Source organism: Duganella sp. Leaf126, from assembly GCF_001423125.1.
Lineage (GTDB): Bacteria > Pseudomonadota > Gammaproteobacteria > Burkholderiales > Burkholderiaceae_D > Rugamonas.
Window position 1 is genome coordinate 1 of record NZ_LMNW01000010.1, and the last position, 20,274, is coordinate 20,274.

The window sequence follows — 20,274 nt, forward strand, 5'->3', positions numbered from 1 at the left end:
TTGTGAACATTTGATAAGTTAAGCATCACGCCACCGAAGCGGCGTGTGCACTGCCATCAAACGTCCACACTTATCGACTGTTAATTTTTAAAGAACTTGTTCGGTGCTTTTTACTGCGTTGCCGACAAAGCGTTTTGTTTGTCAGCGAAGAAGCGAGAGTATGAAGTGTTTCGTTTATCTCGTCAACTTTCTTTTTTCTCGTTTTACGCTGCGTTTGATGCAGTGTTCCGCGAGGGACAGAACTATATCGCAGGGTGTCGCCGCTGGCAAGGGGCAGCGATTACTCCCTGTGCTATCGTAGCGACGATATTTATTCAAACTTGTATAAAACTAAATATGTCCATTCCTGCCATTCCGGCCATCGCCGCCACTGCCAACGACCAGCTGGCGACGCTGCTCGATCAAGCGATCAATAACAAGACCAAGCCGCTCGGCAGCCTGGGCGCCCTGGAGGCACTGGCAAAACAGATCGGCCTGATCCAGAATACCCGCGAGATCGCGCTGCACGCGCCAGCCATCCTGGTGTTTGCAGCGGACCACGGCATCGTTGCCGAGGGTATTTCCGCCTACCCGCAGGACGTCACCTGGCAGATGGTGGAAAATTTCCTGGCCGGCGGCGCTGCCATCAATATCTTTGCGGCGCAACACAACTGCGCGCTGCAAGTGATCGATGCCGGCGTCAACCACGCTTTCGGTCCGCGTCAAGGCCTGGTCGACCGCAAGCTGGCCAACGGGACCCACAATTTTGCCCAGGAACCTGCCATGAGCCGCGCTACCTGCCAGGCGGCGCTCGCTGCCGGCATGGACCTGGCCGCCCAGCTCGACGGCAACGTGGTCGGTTTCGGCGAAATGGGTATTGGCAATACCACCGCTGCGGCAGCCCTGATGCACAAGCTGACCGACATCCCGGTCGCCCAATGCGTGGGCGCGGGCGCCGGCCTGTCGCCGGAGGGTGTGCTGCGCAAGCAGCGCGTGATCGAAGCGGCGGTGGCGCGCCACGCTGCGGTTGTCGAGCCGCTCGACGTGCTGGCCACCTTCGGCGGACTGGAAATCGCCATGATGACCGGCGCCATGCTGAAGGCCGCGCAGCTGCGTAAGGTGCTCCTGATCGACGGCTTTATCGTCACCAGCGCGCTGCTGGTGGCCGCGCGCGTGCAACCGGCCATACTCGACTACTGCGTGTTCGCCCACTGCTCCGACGAGCAGGGCCACCGCCAGATGCTGGCGGCGCTGCACGCCAAGCCGCTGCTGTCGCTGGGGCTGCGCCTCGGTGAAGGCACCGGCTGCGCGCTGGCGCTGCCGCTACTGCAGGCAGCCGTCAACTTCCTGAACCGCATGGCCACGTTCGAATCGGCCCAGGTCAGCACCCAGGCCGATTAACGATATCGATCAAAACAGGACCACCCCATCATGCACCAGCTGCGCCTGTTCTTCACCGCCCTGCAGTTTTTTACGCGCCTGCCGATTCCGCGCTGGGTGGGGTTCGATCCCGCGTGGCTCAACCAGGCGGCGCGCTATTTCCCGCTGGTCGGCGTGGTGGTGGCGCTGATCACGGGCGCCGTGTATGCAGTCGGCTTCAAGCTGTTCCCGCCAGCGATCGCCGCCATCCTGTCGACGGCCGCCGGCATCTACGCCACCGGCGCCTTTCACGAAGACGGGTTTGCCGATACCTGCGACGGCTTTGGCGGCGGCATGCGCGCCGAACGCGTGCTCGAGATCATGAAGGATTCGCGCATCGGCGCCTATGGCGCCATCGGCGTGGTGTGCCTGTTGCTGCTCAAGTGCGCCACATTGACCATGCTGCCGCCGTTCGGGGCGATCGCCGCCCTGCTGTTCGCGCATCCGATGTCGCGCCTGATGGCCACCAGCCTGATCTGGCGCCTCGATTATGCCCGCGCCGAAGGCAAGGCCAAGCCGCTGGCGCAAACCATGACGACGCCGGAATTTGCCATCGCCGCCCTCACTGCGCTGGCGCCGGCACTGCTGCTGATCTGGCTGAACTGGCTGTCGTGGAGCATGCTGCTCTCCGGCGCCGCCTGCGCGCTGGCAGCTACCGTCTGGCTGGCCCGCATCTTCGTGCGCCGTATCGGCGGTTACACGGGCGACTGCCTGGGCGCCGTGCAGCAGGTGACGGAAGTGATCTTCTACCTGTGCGTGCTGGCCAGTCTGCACAGCAGCGGCCAGTTCTTCTAGCGCCATGCGGCTGACGCTGATCCGCCACCCGCAACCCGAGGTCGCGCCGGGCGTCTGCTATGGTCGCACCGATCTGGCCGTGGCGGCGCACCACCTGGAGCAGGCGGTGGCCGCACTGCTGCCGGTCCTGCCGGCTGGCGTGCCCCTGTTTTCCAGTCCGCTGCAACGCTGCGCTGCCCTGGCCTTGCGCCTGACGCCCGCGCCGGTGTTCGATGCGCGCCTGGTGGAAATGGACTTCGGCAGCTGGGAGATGCATGCCTGGGACAGCATTGCGCGTGCCAGCGTCGATGCCTGGGCTGCCGATCTGGCCAACTACCGCCCCGGCGGAGGCGAAAGCGTGCTGCAGATGGCCGAACGCGTCGCCACGTTCTACGCCGACCTGCAGCGCCAGCTCGCAGGGGACGGTGCGGCGGAGGCCATCGTCGTGTGCCATGCCGGCACCATGCGCCTGCTGGCAGCCCGCCATGCGGGACTGGCGCCGCTGGCCATGGCGCTGCAGGCGGCAGGCGCGCCGCACCAACTGCCTTATGGCCAGACTCTGGTGCTGCCGCACCGGGATGGCGATGAAGGTAACCGGCACGCGCCGGTACCGCGCGACACCGTATAATGGCGCGGTTTGGTGCTCGCGCGTCCGTCCGGATGCGCAGTTAAACGGGAAACACGAAGCCCCTGATCCGGGGCCGGCGTGTGCTGCTCCCGCAACGGTCAACAAGCGTCGCCCAGGGCGACAACCAGTCCGATTGCCACTGTGCGCTGCATGGGAAGGTGGACTGGCCGCTTGCCAGCCCGGATACCGGCCAGACCTGGTGGAAGCACACGCGCCCCTGCGCCGTCATGCGCTTCTGTTCAATCTGGCCTGCGGGATGCTGGCCGGTTGCTTTTACAGTCAACGCTATCATGATCGTTCGCTTCATCCGTCACCCGGCGCTGGCCGTCGTTCTGGCCGCCGCCTGCCACGCGCACGCAGAACCTGCGTCCACCGTGCTGGTGACCGCTACCCGCAGCCCGCAGGCACTGGCCGACGTGATCAGCGACAGCACCACCATCGACGCCGCACAGATCGCCCGCACCGGCGCCGGCTCCATCGTCGATCTGCTCCAGCGCCAGCGCGGCATCGAGGTGACGCGTAACGGCGGCGCAGGCAGCGCCGCGAGCGTGTATCTGCGTGGCGCCAACAGCAACCAGAGCATCGTGCTGGTGGACGGCGTGCGCATCGGATCATCGACCACCGGCGCCGCCAACTGGAGCGCGATTCCGCTCACCGCCATCGACCGGATCGAAATCGTGTATGGCCCATTGAGCGCGCTGTACGGCGCCGACGCCATCGGCGGTGTGATCCAGATCTTCACCAAACAGGGCCAGGGTGCGCCGGCCGTCACCGGCTTCGCCGGCTATGGCAGCAACAACACGCGCAAAGCCGACGCCACGGTCTCCGGCGCCACTGACGGCGCGCACAGCCTGCGCTATGCGCTCAGCGCCGGCAAGGAGACGTCGCACGGCTTCTCCAGCACGCGCCCCGGCCTGTCCTCGTATAACCCGGATGACGACGGCTACGACAGGCAAAACGTCGCCGGTCACTTCGGACTGCAACTGGCAGAAGGCGTCCACGCGGGACTGGTATTGCTGCATAGCCGGCTCCAGGCAGACTACGACACCGGTCCGTCCGCCTACAACACGCACAGCATCAGCAGCATCGCCACTGCCGGCGTATTCGTCAGCGCGCAACTGCTGCCGACATGGCGCACCCTGCTGCAAACCGCACAAACCCGCGACAACAGCGCCAACTACACCAGCGCCACGGCTGCCGGCAACACCCGCATCGACACCCGGCAACACTTCACCACCTGGCAAAACGATGTGCAGGTGGGCGCCGACCTGCTGCAACTGCTGGTCGAGCACCGCACGGAGCACGTCGACACCAACGGCGCGCCGGCCATGAACCGCGACCGCGTGACCAAGGCGTTCGCGGCCTCGTACAACGCGCGCCGTGGCGCGCATCTGCTCAGCGCCAGCGCGCGGCGCGACGATGCGGTCTATGGCAAGCAGTACACGGGCGCCATCGGCTATGGTTACCAGTTGGCCCGGGCGCTGCGCGCCAGCGCCAGCTACGGCAGCAGCTTCCGCGCACCGACTTACAACGAGTTGTACTTCCCGAACTACGGCAACGCCGCCAACCGGCCCGAAAAAGGCCGCAATGCCGAAGTGGGGCTGCGCTACGACGACGGCGTCAACGCGGTCAGCGCCAGCTATTACCGCAACCGCCTGAGCGACATGCTGGTCAATACCACGCCTTGCCCGTTCGGCGCCGGCTACACCGGCGGCTGCGCCTACAATGTCAGCCGCGCTACGCTGGCCGGCGCCACACTGGCAGGCGCGACGCGCGTCAAGGACGTCAGGCTAGGTGTCAGCGCCGACCTGCAACACCCGCAGGACGACAGCACCGGCAAACGCCTGATCCGCCGCGCCAGGCGTCACGCCACCGTCAGCGCCGACTACGACGCCGGTGCCGCGAACGCAGGCGTGGAAGTACAGCTGTCGGGCGCACGCTTCGACAACGCCGCCAACACCAGCCGCCTGGGCGGCTACGGCCTGGTCAACCTGTACGCCACCCATGCCTTGACGCGGGACTGGTCGGCCCTGCTCCGCTGGAATAACGTCGCCAATAAACGGTACGAACTGGCCCGCTACTACAACACGCCCGGCGCCACGCTCTTCGTCGGCTTGCGCTTCGGCGTCAATCTCACCGGGGGCGCTCAGCAGGAGGCGCCATGGCATTGAGCCGCGCGCTCTGCATTATCATTGCCGCATTGCCGGTCCGTTCCCCCGTTGACGAAAGTTGGTATGACTGATTCTTCCCGCCGTCTGCAACAGCGCGCCGCCCTGGTGTTGGGGGTGCTGGCGCTGTTCGCGCTGGCGGCGCTGGTGTTGTCGGGGATGACGGGGTCGGTGACGATTCCCCTGGCCGACATGCCTGCCGCGCTGGGCGCCGTGCTGCGGGGCGAGACCCCGACCCTGGCCGCCACCCTGCTCGAGCTGCGCGGCCAGCGGGCGCTGGCCGCCTTCATCACCGGCGCGAGCCTGTCGCTGGCGGGCGTGATGATGCAGGCCCTGTTGCGCAATCCGCTGGCCGACCCGTATGTGCTGGGCATTTCCGCCGGCGCCTCGGTGGGCGCGCTGGCGGCCCTGATGCTGATGTGCGCGGCCTGGATGGTCGATGCAGCGGCGTTCGGCGGTGCGCTGGCAATCTCGCTGCTGTTGTACCTACTGGCCCGGCGCGACCTCGGCGACGGCGCTGCGGCTGGCGGCGTCGCCACGCTGCTGCTCACCGGCGTCATCCTGTCGTCGGCCTGCATGGCGCTGGTCACGCTGATGCTGTCGATCGCGCCCGACAGCCGCCTGCGCAGCATGGTGTTCTGGCTGATCGGCGACCTGGCTGGCGCGCCGCTGCGCGCCATGCCCTGCGTGGTGCTGGCGGCCGCGCTGATCTTCGCGGTAAAGCAGGCGCGCGCCGTGAATGTGATGGTGCTGCATGCGGAAGCTGCCGCCACCCTGGGCATCCGCGTCGGTGCGCTGCGCCGGGGTCTGTTCCTTGTTGCGGCCCTGCTCACCGCCAGCGCCGTCACCACCGCCGGCAGCATCGGCTTCGTCGGCCTGATCGTGCCGCACGCCTGCCGCTTTGCGCTGGGTCCCGACCACCGGCTTCTGATCCCTGCCGCCACGCTGGCCGGCGGCGCCTACCTGATGCTGGCCGATACGCTGGCGCGCACCGTCATCGCGCCGGAGCAGCTGCCGGTGGGCGTGATCACCGCGCTGGTGGGGGCACCGGTCTTCCTGTACCAGCTGCACCGGCTGCGGAAATGAGCGCATGATGATCACCACCGACAAGCTCTCGCTCCAGATCGGTCCGCGCCGGCTGATCGCCGACCTCGACTGGCAGGTGGGGCAAGGCGAATGCTGGAGCATCGTCGGCCGCAATGGCGCCGGCAAGAGCACGCTGCTGCGTACCCTGGCCGGCCTGCGCGCGCCCGACGCCGGCACCGTCGCCATCGGCGGGCGCGCGCTGAACGACTGGCCGCTGGCCGAACTGGCACGCCAGCGCGCCTTTCTGGCGCAGAGCCGCAGCGACACGTTTGCCTACACGGTGATCGAAACCGTGCTCTCGGCGCGCCACCCGTACCACGAGCGCCGCTACTGGGAAAGCAGCGACGACCATACGATTGCGCTTGCCGCACTCGCGTCGATGGAGGTGGGCGCGCTGGCCGACCGCGATGTGCGGACTCTGTCGGGCGGTGAGCGCCAGCGGGTGGCGATTGCCGCCCTGCTGGCGCAGGATACGCCGCTGCTGCTGCTCGACGAACCGGCCAATGCCCTGGACCTGGCACACCAGGTCAGCGTGATGACGCTGCTGGCGCGCCTGTGCCGCGAGCGCGGCAAGACCGTCGTCATGATCGGCCACGACCTGACCCTGGCGCACAGCGTCTCCACCCACGCGCTGCTGCTGCGCGGCGACGGCCGCTGGCTGGCCGGCGCCAGGGACGACGTGATGCGCGCCGAGCTGCTGGGCGATTACCTCGGCCATCCGATCGATGCCGTCCGCCATGGCCACCGCACCATCTTCATTCCCTCCGAGGAGCAAGCATGACCGAACAGACCGACATCCCCGGCAGCGACGACGCCGCCCTCAACGAGCGCCACCGCATCCGCATGGCGCGCAAAAAAGCCATCATCGACGCCCAGATCGCGTCCGCCAACAAGCAGATCGGCATCATCATCGTCAACACCGGCAACGGCAAGGGCAAGAGCTCGAGCGCGTTCGGCATGGTGGCGCGCGCGCTCGGTCACCAGATGAAGGTCGGCGTGGTGCAGTTCATCAAGGGCGCGATGGCCACCGGCGAAGAGCAGTTCCTGCGCCGCTTCCCGGACGAAGTGAGCTTCCATACCATGGGCGAAGGCTATACCTGGGAAACCCAGAACCGCGAGCGCGACATCGAAAAAGCCACGCTGGCGTGGGAGCAGGCCAGGCGTTTCCTCACCGATCCCGCCTGCGGCCTGGTGGTGCTCGACGAACTCAATATCGCCCTCAAGTACCGCTATCTCGACGTTGAAATGGTCATCAACGACCTGCTGGCGCGTCCGCCCATGCAGCACGTGGTGATCACCGGTCGCGGCGCCCCGCCCGAGCTGGTCGCAATCGCCGACACGGTTACCGACATGACCGTGGTCAAGCACGCCTTCAAGGCCGGCATCGCCGCCCAGCTGGGCACCGAATGGTAACGCCGGTGTCCCACTTGGACGTCAAGGTGGTGATGGTAGCGGCCGTGTCGTCGGGCCAGGGCAAGACCACCTGCACTGCCGCGCTGGCGCGCAAGCTGGTCAAGCTGGGCAAGCGCGTGCGCGTGTTCAAGTGCGGTCCCGACTTCATCGACCCGATGCTGCTCGAACGCGCCAGCGGCGCGCCGGTGCACACGCTGGACCTGTGGATGGTCGGCCCCGACCTGTGCCGCAGCCAGCTGGCGCACGCCGCGCTGGAGGCGGACGTGATCCTGATCGAAGGCGTAATGGGCCTGTATGACGGCACGCCATCGTCGGCCGACGTGGCGCGCACCTTCGGCGTGCCGGTGCTGGCCGTGATCGACGCCTCGGCCATGGCGCAGACGGCCGGCGCCATCGTCATGGGCCTGCGCGACTACGGCGCGGTGAACATGGCGGGCGTGATCGCCAACCGGGTCGCCAGCGCGAACCACGGCAAGATGGTGGCTGCCTCGCTGCGCGGCGTCCCGCTGTTCGCCACCATGCCGCGCCAGCAGGCATCGCTGCCGGAGCGTCACCTGGGGCTGGTAGTGCCCGGCGAAATCCACAACCTCGACACCGTGCTCGATCAGCTGGCCGACCAGCTGCAGTTCGACCAGGCGGCCTGGGAGACGCTGGCGCCGGTGCGCATCGAGCTGCCGGCAGCGGCACCGTCGGCACTGCCAAAGCCGCTGCAGGGCGCAACGATTGCCATCGCCCGCGATGCCGCCTTCACCTTCCTGTACCCGGCCAACCTGGACCAGCTGCGCGCACTGGGCGCCACGCTGACCTACTTCTCGCCGCTGGCCGACGAGCCGGTGCCTGCGGCGGCCAGCGCCGTGTACCTGCCCGGCGGTTACCCGGAACTGCACGCGCCAACCTTGAGCCGCGCCGCTCAATGGCGCAACTCGATCCGCGCGGCACACGCCGCCGGCATGCCCATCGTGGCCGAATGCGGCGGCATGATGGCGCTGGCCGATACCCTGACCGACCAGCAGGGCGCTGCCTGGCCGATGGCGGGACTGCTGCCTGGCGCTGTGACGATGCAGGCACGCCTGGCCGGCCTGGGACCACAGGGACTGCCGACACCGGACGGCATCCTGCGCGGCCACACTTTCCATTATTCGACGCTGAGCACCCCGGTGACGCCGGTCGCGCATACAATCAAGCACCCTTCCGCCATCGAAGGGGAAGCCTGGTATCGTGTTGGCGCATTGACCGCTTCGTATTTCCACGCTTATTACCCATCCAACCCGGCGGCAGCAGCCGCCTTGTTTATGAGGAGACAGGGATGACACGCACCTTGGTTCTGGGAGGCGCGCGCTCGGGCAAGAGCGCTTACGCCGAACGCCTGGCCATCGAGTCGGGCAAGGAAGTCGTCTACATCGCCACTGCCACCGCCGGCGACGCCGAAATGGCAGCGCGCATCGCCCACCACCGGGGCAGCCGTCCCGGCGAGTGGACCACGGTGGAAGAACCTCTGGCGCTGGGCAACCAGCTGCTGCGGTGGTCTTCGCCCGAGCGCCTGATTCTGGTCGATTGCCTGACGCTGTGGCTGAGCAACCTGCTGTTCTCGAACGGCCAGCAATATCCCGATGTCGGAGAAATCGCCCTGCCGCCGCTGTTCCACGAGCAGCAGGACATGCTGGCCAGCGCCTTGACCAAGTGCAGCAGCGACATCGTGCTGGTGTCGAACGAGGTCGGACTGGGCATCATGCCGTTCGGCGCCATCTCGCGCTGCTTCCTCGACGAGCAGGGGCGCCTGAACCAGTCGGTGGCGGCGATTTGCGACCGCGCCGTCTTCGTCGCTGCCGGCCTGCCGCTGGTCCTGAAGGGATGATCGCTGGCTTGAGCTTTGCTGCCATCGCGCTGCTGATGGTCGCCGGCGTGCTGCTGGACCTGCTGCTGGGCGAAGCGCGGCGCTGGCATCCGCTGGTCGGCTTCGGCAACCTGGCCATGGCACTCGAGCGCCGACTCAACCGGGGCACCGGCCGGGCGCGCTTCCGGCGCGGCATCCTGGCCTGGCTGCTGGCAGTGCTGCCGGTTACCGTGATGGCCGCGCTGCTGGTCTGGACGGCTGCCACGGTGAGCGTCTGGCTGGCCGCCGCCATGCACGCGGCGATGCTGTACGTCTGCCTGGGCTTGCGCAGCCTGCGCGAACACAATCTGCCGATTGCGCAGGCGCTGGCCGCCAGCGACCTGCCGCAGGCGCGCTATCTGACCTCGCGCATCGTCAGCCGCGATACCAGCAGCGCCAGCGAAATCGAACTGACGCGCGCCAGTGCCGAGTCGCTGCTGGAAAACGGCAACGACGCGGTGTTCGCCACCCTGTTCTGGTTCATCGTCGCGGGCGGTCCCGGTGCGGTCATGTTCCGCATGGCGAACACGCTCGACGCCATGTGGGGCTATCGCACCGAGCGCCTGCTGCGCTTCGGCTGCGCTGCCGCGCGGCTGGACGATGCCTTCAATTACCTTCCCGCGCGCCTGACCGCCTTATCGTACGTGCTGCTCGCTCCGGGCCTTGCCGCCAAGCGGCGCGCCTGGCGCTGCTGGCGCGCCCAGGCGCCGCTGTGGGACAGCCCCAACGCCGGTCCCGTGATGGCCAGCGGCGCCGGTTCGCTGGGCGTGCAGCTGGGCGGCCCGGCGGTCTATCACGGCCAGCGCGAAGAGCGCCCGGTGCTGGGCGCCGGCATGCCGGCCACCGGCGTCGACATCGGCCGTGCATGGCAGCTGGTCACGCGCACCACCGTGCTGTGGCTGGGCGCCGGCCTGGCGCTGGCCGCTGTGCTGGAGGGGCTCCATGCTTGAACATGGCGGCAATCTGCGCGACGCCACGCTGCGCTTCGGACGCAGCGACTGGCTCGACCTGTCCACCGGCCTCAATCCGCGCTGGTATCCGGCGCCTGCGCTGGCCGGCAACGCGTGGCATCGCCTGCCGGAAGCCTCGCCCGCACTGGCCGCCGCCGCGCAAGCCTACTACGGCGCGCCGCTGATGCTGCCGGTGGCCGGCACCCAGGCCGCAATCCAGGCCCTGCCCCGGCTGCGCACCCCATCGCGCGTGACGGTCGCTGCGCCCTCGTACGCCGAACATGCACATCACTGGCGTGGCCATGGCCACACGCTGACGCAGACGCCGTATGCGGACCTCGCTGCCGCCATCGCCAGCAGCGACGTGGTGGTGGTCTGCAATCCGAACAACCCCACCGGCGCCACCGTGCCGCCAGCGCAGTTGCTGGAGTGGGCAGCACAACTGGCCGCGCGCGGCGGCTGGCTGGTGGTCGATGAAGCGTTCGGCGACACCGCGCAGCACCACAGCGTGGCCGCGCAGTCCGGCGCTCCGGGCCTGATCGTGCTGCGCTCGGTGGGCAAGTTCTTCGGGCTGGCCGGTATCCGGCTCGGCTTCGTGGCGGCGCATGCCGACCTGCTGCGCGAGCTGGCCGACCTGCTCGGCCCCTGGACCATCAGCGGCCCCGCCCAGCAGGTGGCCCTCGCTGCGCTGCAGGACCGCGCCTGGCAGGCCGCGACCCATGACTACCTGCACCGCGAAGGCGCACGCCTGGCCGCGCTGCTCGCCCGGTACGGCATCGCCGCCAGCGGCACGCCGCTGTTCCAGTGGTGGGCCGAACCGCGGGCGCCGGCGTTCTGGCAGCACATGGCCGAACGCGGCGTGTGGGTGCGGCTGTTCCGCGAGGCAGCGCGCGGCATCCGCCTCGGCCTGCCGCCCGATGAAGCAGGCTGGCGGCGGCTGGAACAGGCCTTGAAAGAATGGAACCACCATTCCACCGACTAATGGAACGACCACTAAACCGACAAATGAGACTTTCGACTTACCTGGCCCTGCTGTCGCTGACAGCTATCTGCCTGACTGCCCATGCTGCCACCGCCGCCATTTCGGTGCGCGACGACGACGGCAAGCTCGTTACCCTGCAACAGCCGGCGCAGCGCGTCGTCTCGTTGGCGCCGCACGTGACGGAACTGCTGTTCGCAGCCGGCGGCGGCGAGCGCATCGTCGGCGCCGTCAGCTACAGCGACTTTCCGGAAGCGGCAAAAAAAATCCCGCGCATCGGCAGCAACCGGCAAATCGACATGGAGCGCGTGATCGCCCTGAAGCCGGACCTGATCGTGGCCTGGATGCACGGCAGCTCGGAGCGCCAAATCGATACGCTGCGCCATCTCGGCATCCCGATCTTCCACAGCGAACCGGTAAAGCTCGATGGCATTGCCGACAATGTGCAGCGCCTGGGCCAGTTGCTGGGCACGGACAAGGTGGCGCAGCCGGCCGCTGCGCAGATCCGCGCGCAGTTTGCCGCGCTGACCGCGCAGTATGCCAGCCGGCCGCCGGTGCGCCTGTTTTACCAGGTGTGGGACAAGCCGCTCTACACGCTGAGCGGCAGCTCGATCGTCACCGACGCCATGCGCGTGTGCGGCGGGGTCAATATCTTCGCCGACCTGAAAGTGACGGCGCCGGTGGTCAGCATCGAGGGCGTGCTGCAGGCCGATCCCGAAGCGATCTTCGGCACCGCCGAAAAGGATAACGGTGGCGTCGCGCTCTGGAAGCCGTATCCGACCATGACGGCGGTGCGCAACAACAACCTGTTTACCATCGACGGCGAACTGCTCAACCGCGCCGGCCCGCGCATGGTGGCAGGCACGCGCGCCATGTGCGAACTGCTGGAACAGGCGCGCCAGCGCCGCAAGCACCGATGACGTTTCCGTACACGACCCTGATGGTGCAGGGCACCACGTCCGACGCCGGCAAAAGCACGGTGGTGGCCGCCCTGTGCCGGCTGCTCAAGCGCGACGGCGTGCGGGTGGCGCCGTTCAAGCCGCAGAACATGGCGCTCAACAGCGCGGTGACGGCCGACGGCGGCGAGATCGGCCGCGCCCAGGCGCTGCAGGCGATTGCCGCCGGCGTGGCGCCCCATACCGACATGAACCCGGTGCTGCTGAAACCGTCGAGCGACATCGGTGCCCAGGTCATCATCCACGGCCAGGTGCGCGCCGAGATGAATGCACGCGACTACCACCGCTACAAGACGGTGGCGATGGAAGCCGTACTCGCCTCGCACCAGCGCCTGCTGGCGCAATACGACTGCGTGCTGGTCGAAGGCGCTGGCAGCCCTGCCGAAATCAACCTGCGTGCGCGCGATATCGCCAACATGGGCTTTGCCGAAAAGGTCGACTGCCCGGTGATCCTGGTGGCCGACATCGACCGCGGCGGCGTGTTCGCGCACCTGGTGGGCACCTTGTCGTGCCTGTCGGAGAGCGAGCGGGCGCGCACCATCGGTTTCGTCATCAACCGCTTCCGGGGCGACATCAAGCTGCTCGAACCGGGTCTGGCCTGGCTGGAGCAGCAGACCGGCAAGCCGGTGCTGGCCGTGCTGCCGTATCTGCACGGGCTGTTCCTCGACGCGGAAGACGCTGTCCAGGCGGTGCAGGCGACCACCGGGGCGTTCCGCGTGGTGGTACCCAGCCTGCCACGCATGAGCAACCACACCGATTTCGACGCGCTGCGCGCGCATCCCGATGTCGATCTGCGCTTCGTGCGCCAGGGCGAGCCGATTCCTGCCGCAGACCTGATCGTTATACCCGGCAGCAAGAACACGCGCGGCGATCTGGCCTGGCTGCAGTCGCAAGGCTGGCCGGCCGCCATCGCGCGCCACCTGCGCTACGGCGGCAAGGTGATCGGCGTGTGCGGCGGTTTCCAGATGCTGGGCGCCAGCGTGAGCGATCCGCTCGGCATGGAAGGCCATGCCGGTGCCTCGCCGGCGCTCGGCCTGCTCGACATGACCACCGAGATGACGCCGCACAAGCGGCTGGTGCAGGTGCGCGGCGTGTGCGCCTTCGATGCCGACCGCGCCCCGGTCACCGGCTACGAAATCCACATGGGCACCTCGACCGGTGCGGCGCTGGACCGGCCGGCGTTCGCCATCGACGACCGGCCCGAGGGCGCGGTGTCGTCCGACGGGCAGATCCTCGGCACCTATCTGCACGGCCTGTTCGATACGCCGCAGGCCTGTGGTGCGCTGCTGCGCTGGGCCGGTCTTGCGACCGACAACACGGTCGATACGGGCGCCCTGCGCGAGGCCAGCCTGGAACGCATCGCCGACGCCACCCGGCCCCTGTACGACGCACTGGTGGCGCTCAAGACGCTGCGCTGACTCACACCGGCGGGCACTCCTCGAGCTTGCGGTTGCCCGGACCAGGCACGGTGCGCAGGCTGCGTTCCACCGCCGCCGTGTATGCATGGCTCGATACCGTGTCGACAAAACGGAAATCGCAGCGCACCTGCTCATGGCTGGCGGTGACGATCAAATAACCGCGCTTGCTGGTCTGGGCATAGTACAGCGGTGCGATCATCTCGGTCATCATGGCCGCCACCTCGTCCGGATTGGTCCCCGGGTAGGCGCCTTCCATGCCGGGCGAGGTCACGCCGGGCGTGGCGAATTCCACGCCGACCTGCCGGCCGCTGGCGTCGAACAGATCGCTGGCCCACGCGTTATGGGTGTCTCCGGCCAGCACCACCATGTTCTTGCGGTGCCGCGTCATGATGTCGAACAGCCGTTCGCGCTCGCTCTGGTAACCGTCCCACGAATCGAAATAGCACGGCAGCGACGGGCCGGCGAGCCAGCGCCGCTCCTGCTCGGTCACACTGGCGGGATCGAGCGCGGCGCGCCGCTTGAGCGCCACGTAATCGGCGCTCGAGCACTGCTTGGTCACCACCGCATGCGGGAACTCCATGCGCGCCATCAGCACCTGCTGCCCCAGCATCTGCCAGCGCGCGGTCGATTGTTCCACCTGCCGGTCGAGCCACGCCATCTGCGCGGCGCCCATCATCTGCCGCTGCGGCGCATACAGGTCGCTGCGGTAGCGCGCTTCGTCGAAGTGATGGTCGGCGTCGAGATAGGACGACATCGTCAACTGGTGGTCGCGGCCGATCAGGCGGGTATCGAGCATGTGCAGCGAGACGATGCTGCCGAAATCGAACGAACGGTAGATGCGGTCGAGCGCCGCCGGATCGGGCGTGCGCACCGGCATCCATTCGTGGTAGGCGGTGGCCGCTGCCTGCTTGCGCAGCTTGAACGGACCATGGATGCTGTCGCGGTGGTCGAGCGAGCCGTCGCGCCAGGTATCGTCGGCAAATTCGTGGTCATCCCAGACCACGATGAACGGCATGGCCGCATGCACGGCCTGCAGGTCCGGATCGCTGCGGTACTGGCCGTAGCGGCGGCGGTAGTCTTCCAGCCGTACCAGTACTTCGCGCGGCTCGGACAGACGGTCGAGGCGCTTGGCCTGCTCGGCGCCGTAGCCGGTGCTCTCGTATTCGTAGATGTAGTCGCCCAGGTGCAGCGCGGCGTCGATATCGGCCTGCAGCGCGCAGTCGGCGTAGGCATTGAAAAAGCCGAACGGGTAGTTCGAGCACGAGAACACCGCCAGCTTCACCTGGCGCACATCCGCGCGCGGCAGCGTCTTGGTGCGGCCGATCGTGGACTTTGCCGTGCCGGCCTCGAACTGGTAATGGTACACATGGCCGGGCAGCAGTCCGGCGGCATCCACCTTGACGGTATAGTCCTGGCGCGCGGACGTGGTCAGGCTGCCCGAGGACACCACCGAGCGCATGCTGGCGTCGGTGGCCAGCTGCCAGCGCACGGCAATGTCGGCGCCACCGTTATCCTGTCCGGGCGTGACGCGGGTCCACAGGATGACGCGGTCGTTCAGCGGGTCGCCGCTGGCCACGCCGTGGGCAAAGCGCATCGGACCGGTGTTGTCGTTGTTGTCGCCATGGCTGGCGGTACTGGTGCAGCCGCTCACGCCCGTACCGAGGCCGGCGCCCAACAAGGCGGTGCCGGCAACCTGGCGGATAAAGCCGCGTCGTCCGGGAACAGGCGGTTGGTCGTGCATGAGGCCTCCTTGGCATGATGGGGTGTACCGGTGAATGCACACACCTTAGCGCCGCGGTGTGACGCCATCATGACCGCCGGGTGGCTCTGCCGCGTGCCTCGCTTGGCGCGTTTATGGGAAAATCCGTCGATGGATACCATCGACCAAAACTCCGTGCCGGCGCCCGTACCTGCGCCTGTACCTGCGCCGATACCTGCGCCCCCGCCGTCGTCCGCACCGTCTGCCGCCGAAGCAGCCGCCAAACGCTACCTGCCATGGGTAGTGGCCACTGCCCTGTTCATGGAGCAGCTGGACTCCACCATCGTCAACACCGCCATTCCCAGCATGGCGGCCAGCCTGCAGGTCACACCGCTCAGTCTCAAGGCCGTGGTCACCAGCTATGTGCTCAGTCTCGCGGTAGCGATTCCGGTCAGCGGCTGGATGGCCGACCGTTTCGGCACGCGGCGCGTGTTCATGAGCGCCATCACCATCTTCACCATCGCCTCCATCCTGTGCGGGCTGTCGGTCAACTCGCCGATGCTGGTGGCGGCGCGCCTGCTGCAAGGCTTCGGTGCAGCGATGATGATGCCGGTCGGGCGGCTGGCCATCGTACGCACTTTCCCCAAGTCCGAGCTGCTGGCGGCGATGAACTTCGTGATCATCCCGGCCCTGATCGGTCCCCTACTCGGGCCCACGGTGGGCGGCCTGATCGTGCACTGGATGACCTGGCGCGAGATCTTCTTCGTCAACGTCCCGGTGGGCATCGCCGCGCTGTACCTGGCCAACAAGCACATGCCCGACTACCGCAGCGAGGACACGCGTCCGCTCGACTTCATCGGCCTGGTATTGTTCGGCACCGGCGTGGCGCTGCTCTCCTGGCTGCTCGAAGTGTTCGGCGAACACCGGCTCGACGTGACGTCGATGTCGGTGCTGCTGTTGCTGGCCTGTTCGCTGCTGGCCGCCTATGTGTGGCACGCGCGCGAGGCAGCATATCCGCTGCTGCGCATCGCCCTGTTCAAAGTGCGCACGTTCCGGGTGTCGGTGATGGGCGGCTTCATCACCCGCATCGGCGTCGGCGGCCTGCCGTTCCTGCTGCCGCTGCTGTACCAGCTTGGCCTGGGCTTGCCGGCCTGGCAATCGGGCCTGTTGATGATGCCGTCGGCGGCGGCGGCCATGTTCATGAAGTTCATTTCAGCGCGGGTGCTGGCGCGCTTCGGCTACCGCCAGGTGCTGACCATAAACACGGTGCTGATCGGACTGACCATCAGCCTGTTCTCGTTCGTCCAGCAAGGCACGCCGGTGTACGTGATCGTGATGATCAGCCTGTGCCTGGGCTTTTTCAACTCGCTGCAGTTCTCGAGCATGAATACCATCGCCTACGCCGATGTGGAGGGTAACGACAGCAGCATGGCCAGCACCATTGCCAGCTCGATGCAGCAGCTGTCGGTCAGCTTCGGCCTGGCGGCTGGTTCCCTGATCACCGGCTGGTACCTGGGCGACGTGCCGCAATCGAACCGCGTGGCGCTGACCACGGCGCTGCACTACGCCTTCCTGACACTGGCCGCGATGACCATCCTGTCGTCGATCACGTTCTGGTCGCTGCGCAAGAGCGACGGCGAGAGCATCAGCAAGGGCCACGCGAAAGAATCTTAGCGTCGTTGCCGCACGATCAGGCGGTTCACATACGGGTCCAGCGGCAGCGCCCCGTCATACGTCTCCGGCGCGTAGCAGTAGGCGTAGGCAGGCAGCAGCGAATACTGAATCTGCAGCATCAGCCGAGGCAGCACACGCGGCGCCGTGCCCTTGTGGATGCCGGCGGTATCGACCGCAAAACAGAAACCGTGCGGACCGGTGGCCGTCAGCAGCGGGGCTGCGCCGTGATGGGCGGCGATGTCGGCGACGGCGGCATCGCTGTAGTAGCGCAGCCGCGCCGGCGCCGGCGCCAGGTGGCTGCCGCTCAGGAACACGTGCGGGCCGGCGTCGAGGTCGACATCGGTCAGGTATGCCAGCACCTTCAGGTAGCGCCAATCTTCCGCATCGCGGTGAAACGCCTGCAGGTCGCTGTCGCGGCCCGCGACCGGGAACGACCAGCGCAAGCCCAGGGCGGAAATGGTCGGTTTGCACCCGAGATAGCGTGCAGCCAGCCCCAGCAGCGGCGTGCCGTTGGCCAGCGCCAGGATATGGGGGCAGGCGACCACGTCGCGCAAGTGATAATCGGCCACGCGCACCCCGTGCGGCGCGTGCGCCAGCACGAACGGCGTGCGCTCGCGGTCGCGATCCGTCAGCAGCTTGTCTTGCAGATAGGTGCGGATCGCTGCGCATTGCTCGCTGCTCAGCAGCTTGCCAAGCGGCGCATAACCGTTGCGGCGCAGCGCACCCAGGGCAGCCGCTTCCTCGGCATGGCCGCCGTGCAGTTCCGTGCCGCTGCCATGGCGCAGGCGCAGTGCACCGGTCAGGGTATGCACGACCAGGCGGCGCAGCGCCGGTTGCGTCACCAGGCGCTGACTGAAGTACAGCAAGCTGCGCACCGGTGCGAACCGGCGGCCGGGTTTCAGCTGTGCATATTCCATGAGGAAATCCTTCCAGGATGATCTCTGAGAAGGTAGCAAGCCGTTGCGCCGCCGCCTTGATACGGACCAAAAGATGCCTACTAGCAATTCGCGCGGGACGCGTCAGGCGCTGGTCAGGCCACGGTCAGACCGGCGTCAGAAGGTGGTCAGCGCCTTGCCGAACTTGATCAGCCACAACCGGCTCGGACGTTCCAGATCCGTCCCGCGACCGACGCGGATGGTGTTACCGGTTGCACAGCCGGCCGCGCTGCTGGCAATGATGGCGCCGCTGCTATCGACATTGCACTTGGTAACGTCGGCCTCGTCGATTACCGCGCCGGCGGCAGTGAAGACCTTGGTTTTCATGCCGAAATCATTGTCATTGGCCAGGGCCAGCGTGTTGCTGTCCACCATGGTCAAACCCTCGGCTTTTTCGGCCAGCCAGCCGATCGCGTTCAGGTCGAGCAGCACGGTTTTTTTCAGGGTGACCACGGTCTTCCAGTCGGCGCCGTTGACGGCGCCGCCGCCCATGCTGCTTTTCTCCAGGTCGGACGTGGTGGCGTTGTAAGCCGCTGACGAGATGTCGGTGGCGGCGCCTATCTCCACCAGCATCAGCTTGTTAAAGACCGTGCCGCCCGGCGCTGCGCCCTGTTCGATCACGATGAATTTGCCATTGCCGAGCGCAACCATGTCGCCGAGCTTGGCATTGCCGGTGCGGCCGTCCTGGTAGTCGGCCGGGTCGAGCGGATAGGCGTACATCTTGCCCGACGTGCCAGTGGTCGGATCGAACTCGGTCCAGCGGGTAAAGCGTGCATAACGTTCGACCGCTTCGTTCTTGCCGGTGACCGTGTAAGGCGCATTGCCATCGGTCAGCGGACTTTGCAGGAAGCCGTGCAACTTGTCGGTCGTCGCGTCGAGCGCCATGCCTTCCATGCCGCGGTTGGCACGGCGCTTGGCAAAGATGGCCGGCAAGCCGGCGCCGGGGGCGTATTTGTTGACGATGATACCGGTGGCCGGGTCGATCTTCGCGACAAACGGGCCGTACTCGTCCGATACCCATAACACGTTGCGCTTCTTGTCGAACACGATCGCTTCGGAATCGAGTCCGCCGGCGTTGAAGGTGGCCTTGCTGGCAGCGTCATATTTCATCACGTCCATGACCGGCAGCTCGGACGTGTAGCCGACACTGCCCGGCGCCACCGGCAGGCCAGAGGTCGCTACCGCTGCCGAGACCCTGATCGGCGTGGCCGAGGTCAGCACCGCGCCCGACTTGCCGACCGTGATCACGCCAAACGATGGTGCAAAGCTCGGCGAGGGGAAAATCTTACTGCCGGTGACGCCGGTACCGCTCAATGCCGGCAGGTTCGGGCCGTCGCCGTTGGGGCCGCGATCGGTCAAGCCATAGAATTCGAGCTCGCCGTTGGCGTTGGTCCCCTTGAACGCCAGGCCGGAGCCGTAGGACGGCAGGAAGCCAAGCGGGAACTCCTGCTTGACGCTGGCATTATTGCCTTCGTAAGGGATGTAGAACTTGCTATCGGCCTGGACCTGGTAGCGGGTGACGGTCACCGCCACATCGCCGAGCGCGTTTTTCTGCGTGAACGCTTCGTTGACCGGTGTGCCACGTTTGGCAGCCAGCGTGTCTTCAAAGTGTTCGCGTACCAGTGCGCGTCGGTTGTCGTCCACGCTGCGGGCAGCATATTGGGCGCCGGCAGTGGCCAGGGTGGCGCTGATGGCGGCATTGAAGGCGGTGGCGGCAGCGTTGAAGTCGAGCGTCTTGGCGGCCAGGGCGGCTTTGGCGTCTGCGCTGAGCTTGATGCCGTTCGACGGATCGTTGTCTTCGTCCAGCAGTTGCAATGCCAGCAGGCGGTTGCTGACCTTGACGTCCTTGAGATCGACCACGCGTGCCAGTTCCAGCGGCGTGATGGTCGGTGCGCACAAGGTGCTGCCCAGCGCGATACCGCCGATACTGAAGCTGACGGTATCGCCAGCGTAACAGCTGAATTCGCCCTTGGCATTGGTGGCCGCTTTCGGTGCGCTGCCGGCCGTGTAATCGAGATTTTCCACCACGCCATCGAGGAATACGCCAGTCATCGGCGCATTCACCGGCGCGCCGGCATCGTGATCGTTGCCGCCGCAGCCCGTCAACACCGACAGGACTGCGAGCGATACCAGGGAAGAACGCCTCATGCCAACCACCTCTTATTAAGAAAGAGATAATTTTAGCGACCATAAGTGACAGGAGCGTGACGTTGCGAGGCGACCGGCCAAAGCAAAAAACCCCACCAGGATCACCGGGTGGGGTTTTTCATATAACTAGCCTGACGATAACCTACTTTCACACTGGTTGCAGCACTATCATCGG

The 20,274-nt window shown here is 66.8% G+C and carries 17 protein-coding genes and 1 riboswitch; of the genes, 14 read left to right on the plus strand and 3 right to left on the minus strand.

Going from position 1 to position 20,274, the window contains the following annotated elements; genetic code table 11:
- The first annotated feature begins 336 nt into the window (after nucleotides 1-336).
- The 13 genes from cobT (at nucleotide 337) to ASF61_RS07620 (ending at nucleotide 13,643) form a co-directional block, all read left to right on the plus strand.
- Complete coding sequence (cobT, locus tag ASF61_RS07560; RefSeq protein ID WP_056153435.1) at nucleotides 337-1,380, plus strand: nicotinate-nucleotide--dimethylbenzimidazole phosphoribosyltransferase; 1,044 nt, start codon at nucleotides 337-339, stop codon at nucleotides 1,378-1,380.
- A gap of 30 nt (nucleotides 1,381-1,410) precedes the next feature.
- Nucleotides 1,411-2,193 carry an adenosylcobinamide-GDP ribazoletransferase gene (locus ASF61_RS07565; protein WP_056153438.1) on the plus strand — a complete coding sequence of 261 codons (783 nt, stop codon included), beginning with the start codon at nucleotides 1,411-1,413 and terminating at the stop codon, nucleotides 2,191-2,193.
- 4 nt (nucleotides 2,194-2,197) lie between these two features.
- Complete coding sequence (locus ASF61_RS07570; protein WP_056153442.1) at nucleotides 2,198-2,800, plus strand: histidine phosphatase family protein; 603 nt, start codon at nucleotides 2,198-2,200, stop codon at nucleotides 2,798-2,800.
- Nucleotides 2,794-3,010: riboswitch (cobalamin riboswitch) on the plus strand. (Overlaps the previous gene by 7 nt.)
- A gap of 80 nt (nucleotides 3,011-3,090) precedes the next feature.
- Nucleotides 3,091-4,971: a TonB-dependent receptor domain-containing protein gene (locus ASF61_RS07575; protein ID WP_056153445.1), complete on the plus strand. Its 1,881-nt coding sequence runs from the start codon at nucleotides 3,091-3,093 to the stop codon at nucleotides 4,969-4,971.
- Nucleotides 4,972-5,034: 63 nt separating this feature from the next.
- Nucleotides 5,035-6,054: an iron ABC transporter permease gene (locus tag ASF61_RS07580; protein ID WP_056153447.1), complete on the plus strand. Its 1,020-nt coding sequence runs from the start codon at nucleotides 5,035-5,037 to the stop codon at nucleotides 6,052-6,054.
- Between the two features lie 7 nt (nucleotides 6,055-6,061).
- A complete protein-coding gene (locus tag ASF61_RS07585; RefSeq protein WP_056153482.1) occupies nucleotides 6,062-6,835 on the plus strand; it encodes an ABC transporter ATP-binding protein in 774 nt (257 codons plus the stop codon).
- Nucleotides 6,832-7,467: a cob(I)yrinic acid a,c-diamide adenosyltransferase gene (gene cobO / locus ASF61_RS07590; RefSeq protein WP_056153451.1), complete on the plus strand. Its 636-nt coding sequence runs from the start codon at nucleotides 6,832-6,834 to the stop codon at nucleotides 7,465-7,467. The genes ASF61_RS07585 and cobO overlap by 4 nt, the downstream gene beginning before the upstream one ends.
- A complete protein-coding gene (locus tag ASF61_RS07595; RefSeq protein ID WP_056153454.1) occupies nucleotides 7,461-8,777 on the plus strand; it encodes a cobyrinate a,c-diamide synthase in 1,317 nt (438 codons plus the stop codon). The genes cobO and ASF61_RS07595 overlap by 7 nt, the downstream gene beginning before the upstream one ends.
- Entirely contained in the window at nucleotides 8,774-9,322 is a 549-nt protein-coding gene (gene cobU, locus ASF61_RS07600; RefSeq protein WP_056153457.1) for a bifunctional adenosylcobinamide kinase/adenosylcobinamide-phosphate guanylyltransferase, read from the plus strand. Before ASF61_RS07595 ends, cobU begins: the two co-directional genes overlap by 4 nt.
- The gene (cbiB, locus tag ASF61_RS07605) at nucleotides 9,319-10,290 is read left to right on the plus strand and encodes an adenosylcobinamide-phosphate synthase CbiB (protein ID WP_056153460.1); all 972 of its coding nucleotides are present in this window, start codon (nucleotides 9,319-9,321) and stop codon (nucleotides 10,288-10,290) included. The genes cobU and cbiB overlap by 4 nt, the downstream gene beginning before the upstream one ends.
- A complete protein-coding gene (gene cobD / locus ASF61_RS07610) occupies nucleotides 10,283-11,272 on the plus strand; it encodes a threonine-phosphate decarboxylase CobD (protein ID WP_056153464.1) in 990 nt (329 codons plus the stop codon). The genes cbiB and cobD overlap by 8 nt, the downstream gene beginning before the upstream one ends.
- A gap of 23 nt (nucleotides 11,273-11,295) precedes the next feature.
- Entirely contained in the window at nucleotides 11,296-12,189 is an 894-nt protein-coding gene (locus ASF61_RS07615) for a cobalamin-binding protein (protein ID WP_056153467.1), read from the plus strand.
- Nucleotides 12,186-13,643 (plus strand): cobyric acid synthase, encoded by a 1,458-nt coding sequence (locus tag ASF61_RS07620; protein WP_056153468.1) that lies wholly within the window; start codon nucleotides 12,186-12,188, stop codon nucleotides 13,641-13,643. Before ASF61_RS07615 ends, ASF61_RS07620 begins: the two co-directional genes overlap by 4 nt.
- Nucleotide 13,644: 1 nt before the next feature.
- Here ASF61_RS07620 and ASF61_RS07625 read toward each other — a convergent pair whose 3' ends face one another.
- Nucleotides 13,645-15,384 (minus strand): alkaline phosphatase, encoded by a 1,740-nt coding sequence (locus ASF61_RS07625; RefSeq protein WP_056153473.1) that lies wholly within the window; start codon nucleotides 15,382-15,384, stop codon nucleotides 13,645-13,647.
- 129 nt (nucleotides 15,385-15,513) lie between these two features.
- Here ASF61_RS07625 and ASF61_RS07630 point away from each other — a divergent pair, with 129 nt between their 5' ends.
- Nucleotides 15,514-17,016, plus strand: coding sequence for a DHA2 family efflux MFS transporter permease subunit (locus ASF61_RS07630; RefSeq protein WP_255354551.1), 1,503 nt, complete (start codon nucleotides 15,514-15,516; stop codon nucleotides 17,014-17,016).
- Here ASF61_RS07630 and ASF61_RS07635 read toward each other — a convergent pair.
- Together ASF61_RS07635 and ASF61_RS07640 are read right to left on the minus strand one after the other, a co-directional pair.
- Entirely contained in the window at nucleotides 17,013-17,933 is a 921-nt protein-coding gene (locus ASF61_RS07635; protein ID WP_056153477.1) for a phytanoyl-CoA dioxygenase family protein, read from the minus strand. The two genes, ASF61_RS07630 and ASF61_RS07635, sit on opposite strands and share 4 nt — an antisense overlap.
- A gap of 135 nt (nucleotides 17,934-18,068) precedes the next feature.
- The gene (locus ASF61_RS07640; protein ID WP_056153479.1) at nucleotides 18,069-20,099 is read right to left on the minus strand and encodes an esterase-like activity of phytase family protein; all 2,031 of its coding nucleotides are present in this window, start codon (nucleotides 20,097-20,099) and stop codon (nucleotides 18,069-18,071) included.
- Nucleotides 20,100-20,274: the final 175 nt, after the last annotated feature.

Coding starts and splice junctions, on each gene's coding strand:
- cobT (WP_056153435.1), top strand. CDS start 337: ATGTCCATTCCTGCCATTCCGGCCATCGCCGCCACTGCCAACGACCAG.
- ASF61_RS07565 (WP_056153438.1), top strand. CDS start 1,411: ATGCACCAGCTGCGCCTGTTCTTCACCGCCCTGCAGTTTTTTACGCGC.
- ASF61_RS07570 (WP_056153442.1), top strand. CDS start 2,198: ATGCGGCTGACGCTGATCCGCCACCCGCAACCCGAGGTCGCGCCGGGC.
- ASF61_RS07575 (WP_056153445.1), top strand. CDS start 3,091: ATGATCGTTCGCTTCATCCGTCACCCGGCGCTGGCCGTCGTTCTGGCC.
- ASF61_RS07580 (WP_056153447.1), top strand. CDS start 5,035: ATGACTGATTCTTCCCGCCGTCTGCAACAGCGCGCCGCCCTGGTGTTG.
- ASF61_RS07585 (WP_056153482.1), top strand. CDS start 6,062: ATGATCACCACCGACAAGCTCTCGCTCCAGATCGGTCCGCGCCGGCTG.
- cobO (WP_056153451.1), top strand. CDS start 6,832: ATGACCGAACAGACCGACATCCCCGGCAGCGACGACGCCGCCCTCAAC.
- ASF61_RS07595 (WP_056153454.1), top strand. CDS start 7,461: ATGGTAACGCCGGTGTCCCACTTGGACGTCAAGGTGGTGATGGTAGCG.
- cobU (WP_056153457.1), top strand. CDS start 8,774: ATGACACGCACCTTGGTTCTGGGAGGCGCGCGCTCGGGCAAGAGCGCT.
- cbiB (WP_056153460.1), top strand. CDS start 9,319: ATGATCGCTGGCTTGAGCTTTGCTGCCATCGCGCTGCTGATGGTCGCC.
- cobD (WP_056153464.1), top strand. CDS start 10,283: ATGCTTGAACATGGCGGCAATCTGCGCGACGCCACGCTGCGCTTCGGA.
- ASF61_RS07615 (WP_056153467.1), top strand. CDS start 11,296: ATGAGACTTTCGACTTACCTGGCCCTGCTGTCGCTGACAGCTATCTGC.
- ASF61_RS07620 (WP_056153468.1), top strand. CDS start 12,186: ATGACGTTTCCGTACACGACCCTGATGGTGCAGGGCACCACGTCCGAC.
- ASF61_RS07625 (WP_056153473.1), bottom strand. CDS start 15,384: ATGCACGACCAACCGCCTGTTCCCGGACGACGCGGCTTTATCCGCCAG.
- ASF61_RS07630 (WP_255354551.1), top strand. CDS start 15,514: ATGGATACCATCGACCAAAACTCCGTGCCGGCGCCCGTACCTGCGCCT.
- ASF61_RS07635 (WP_056153477.1), bottom strand. CDS start 17,933: ATGGAATATGCACAGCTGAAACCCGGCCGCCGGTTCGCACCGGTGCGC.
- ASF61_RS07640 (WP_056153479.1), bottom strand. CDS start 20,099: ATGAGGCGTTCTTCCCTGGTATCGCTCGCAGTCCTGTCGGTGTTGACG.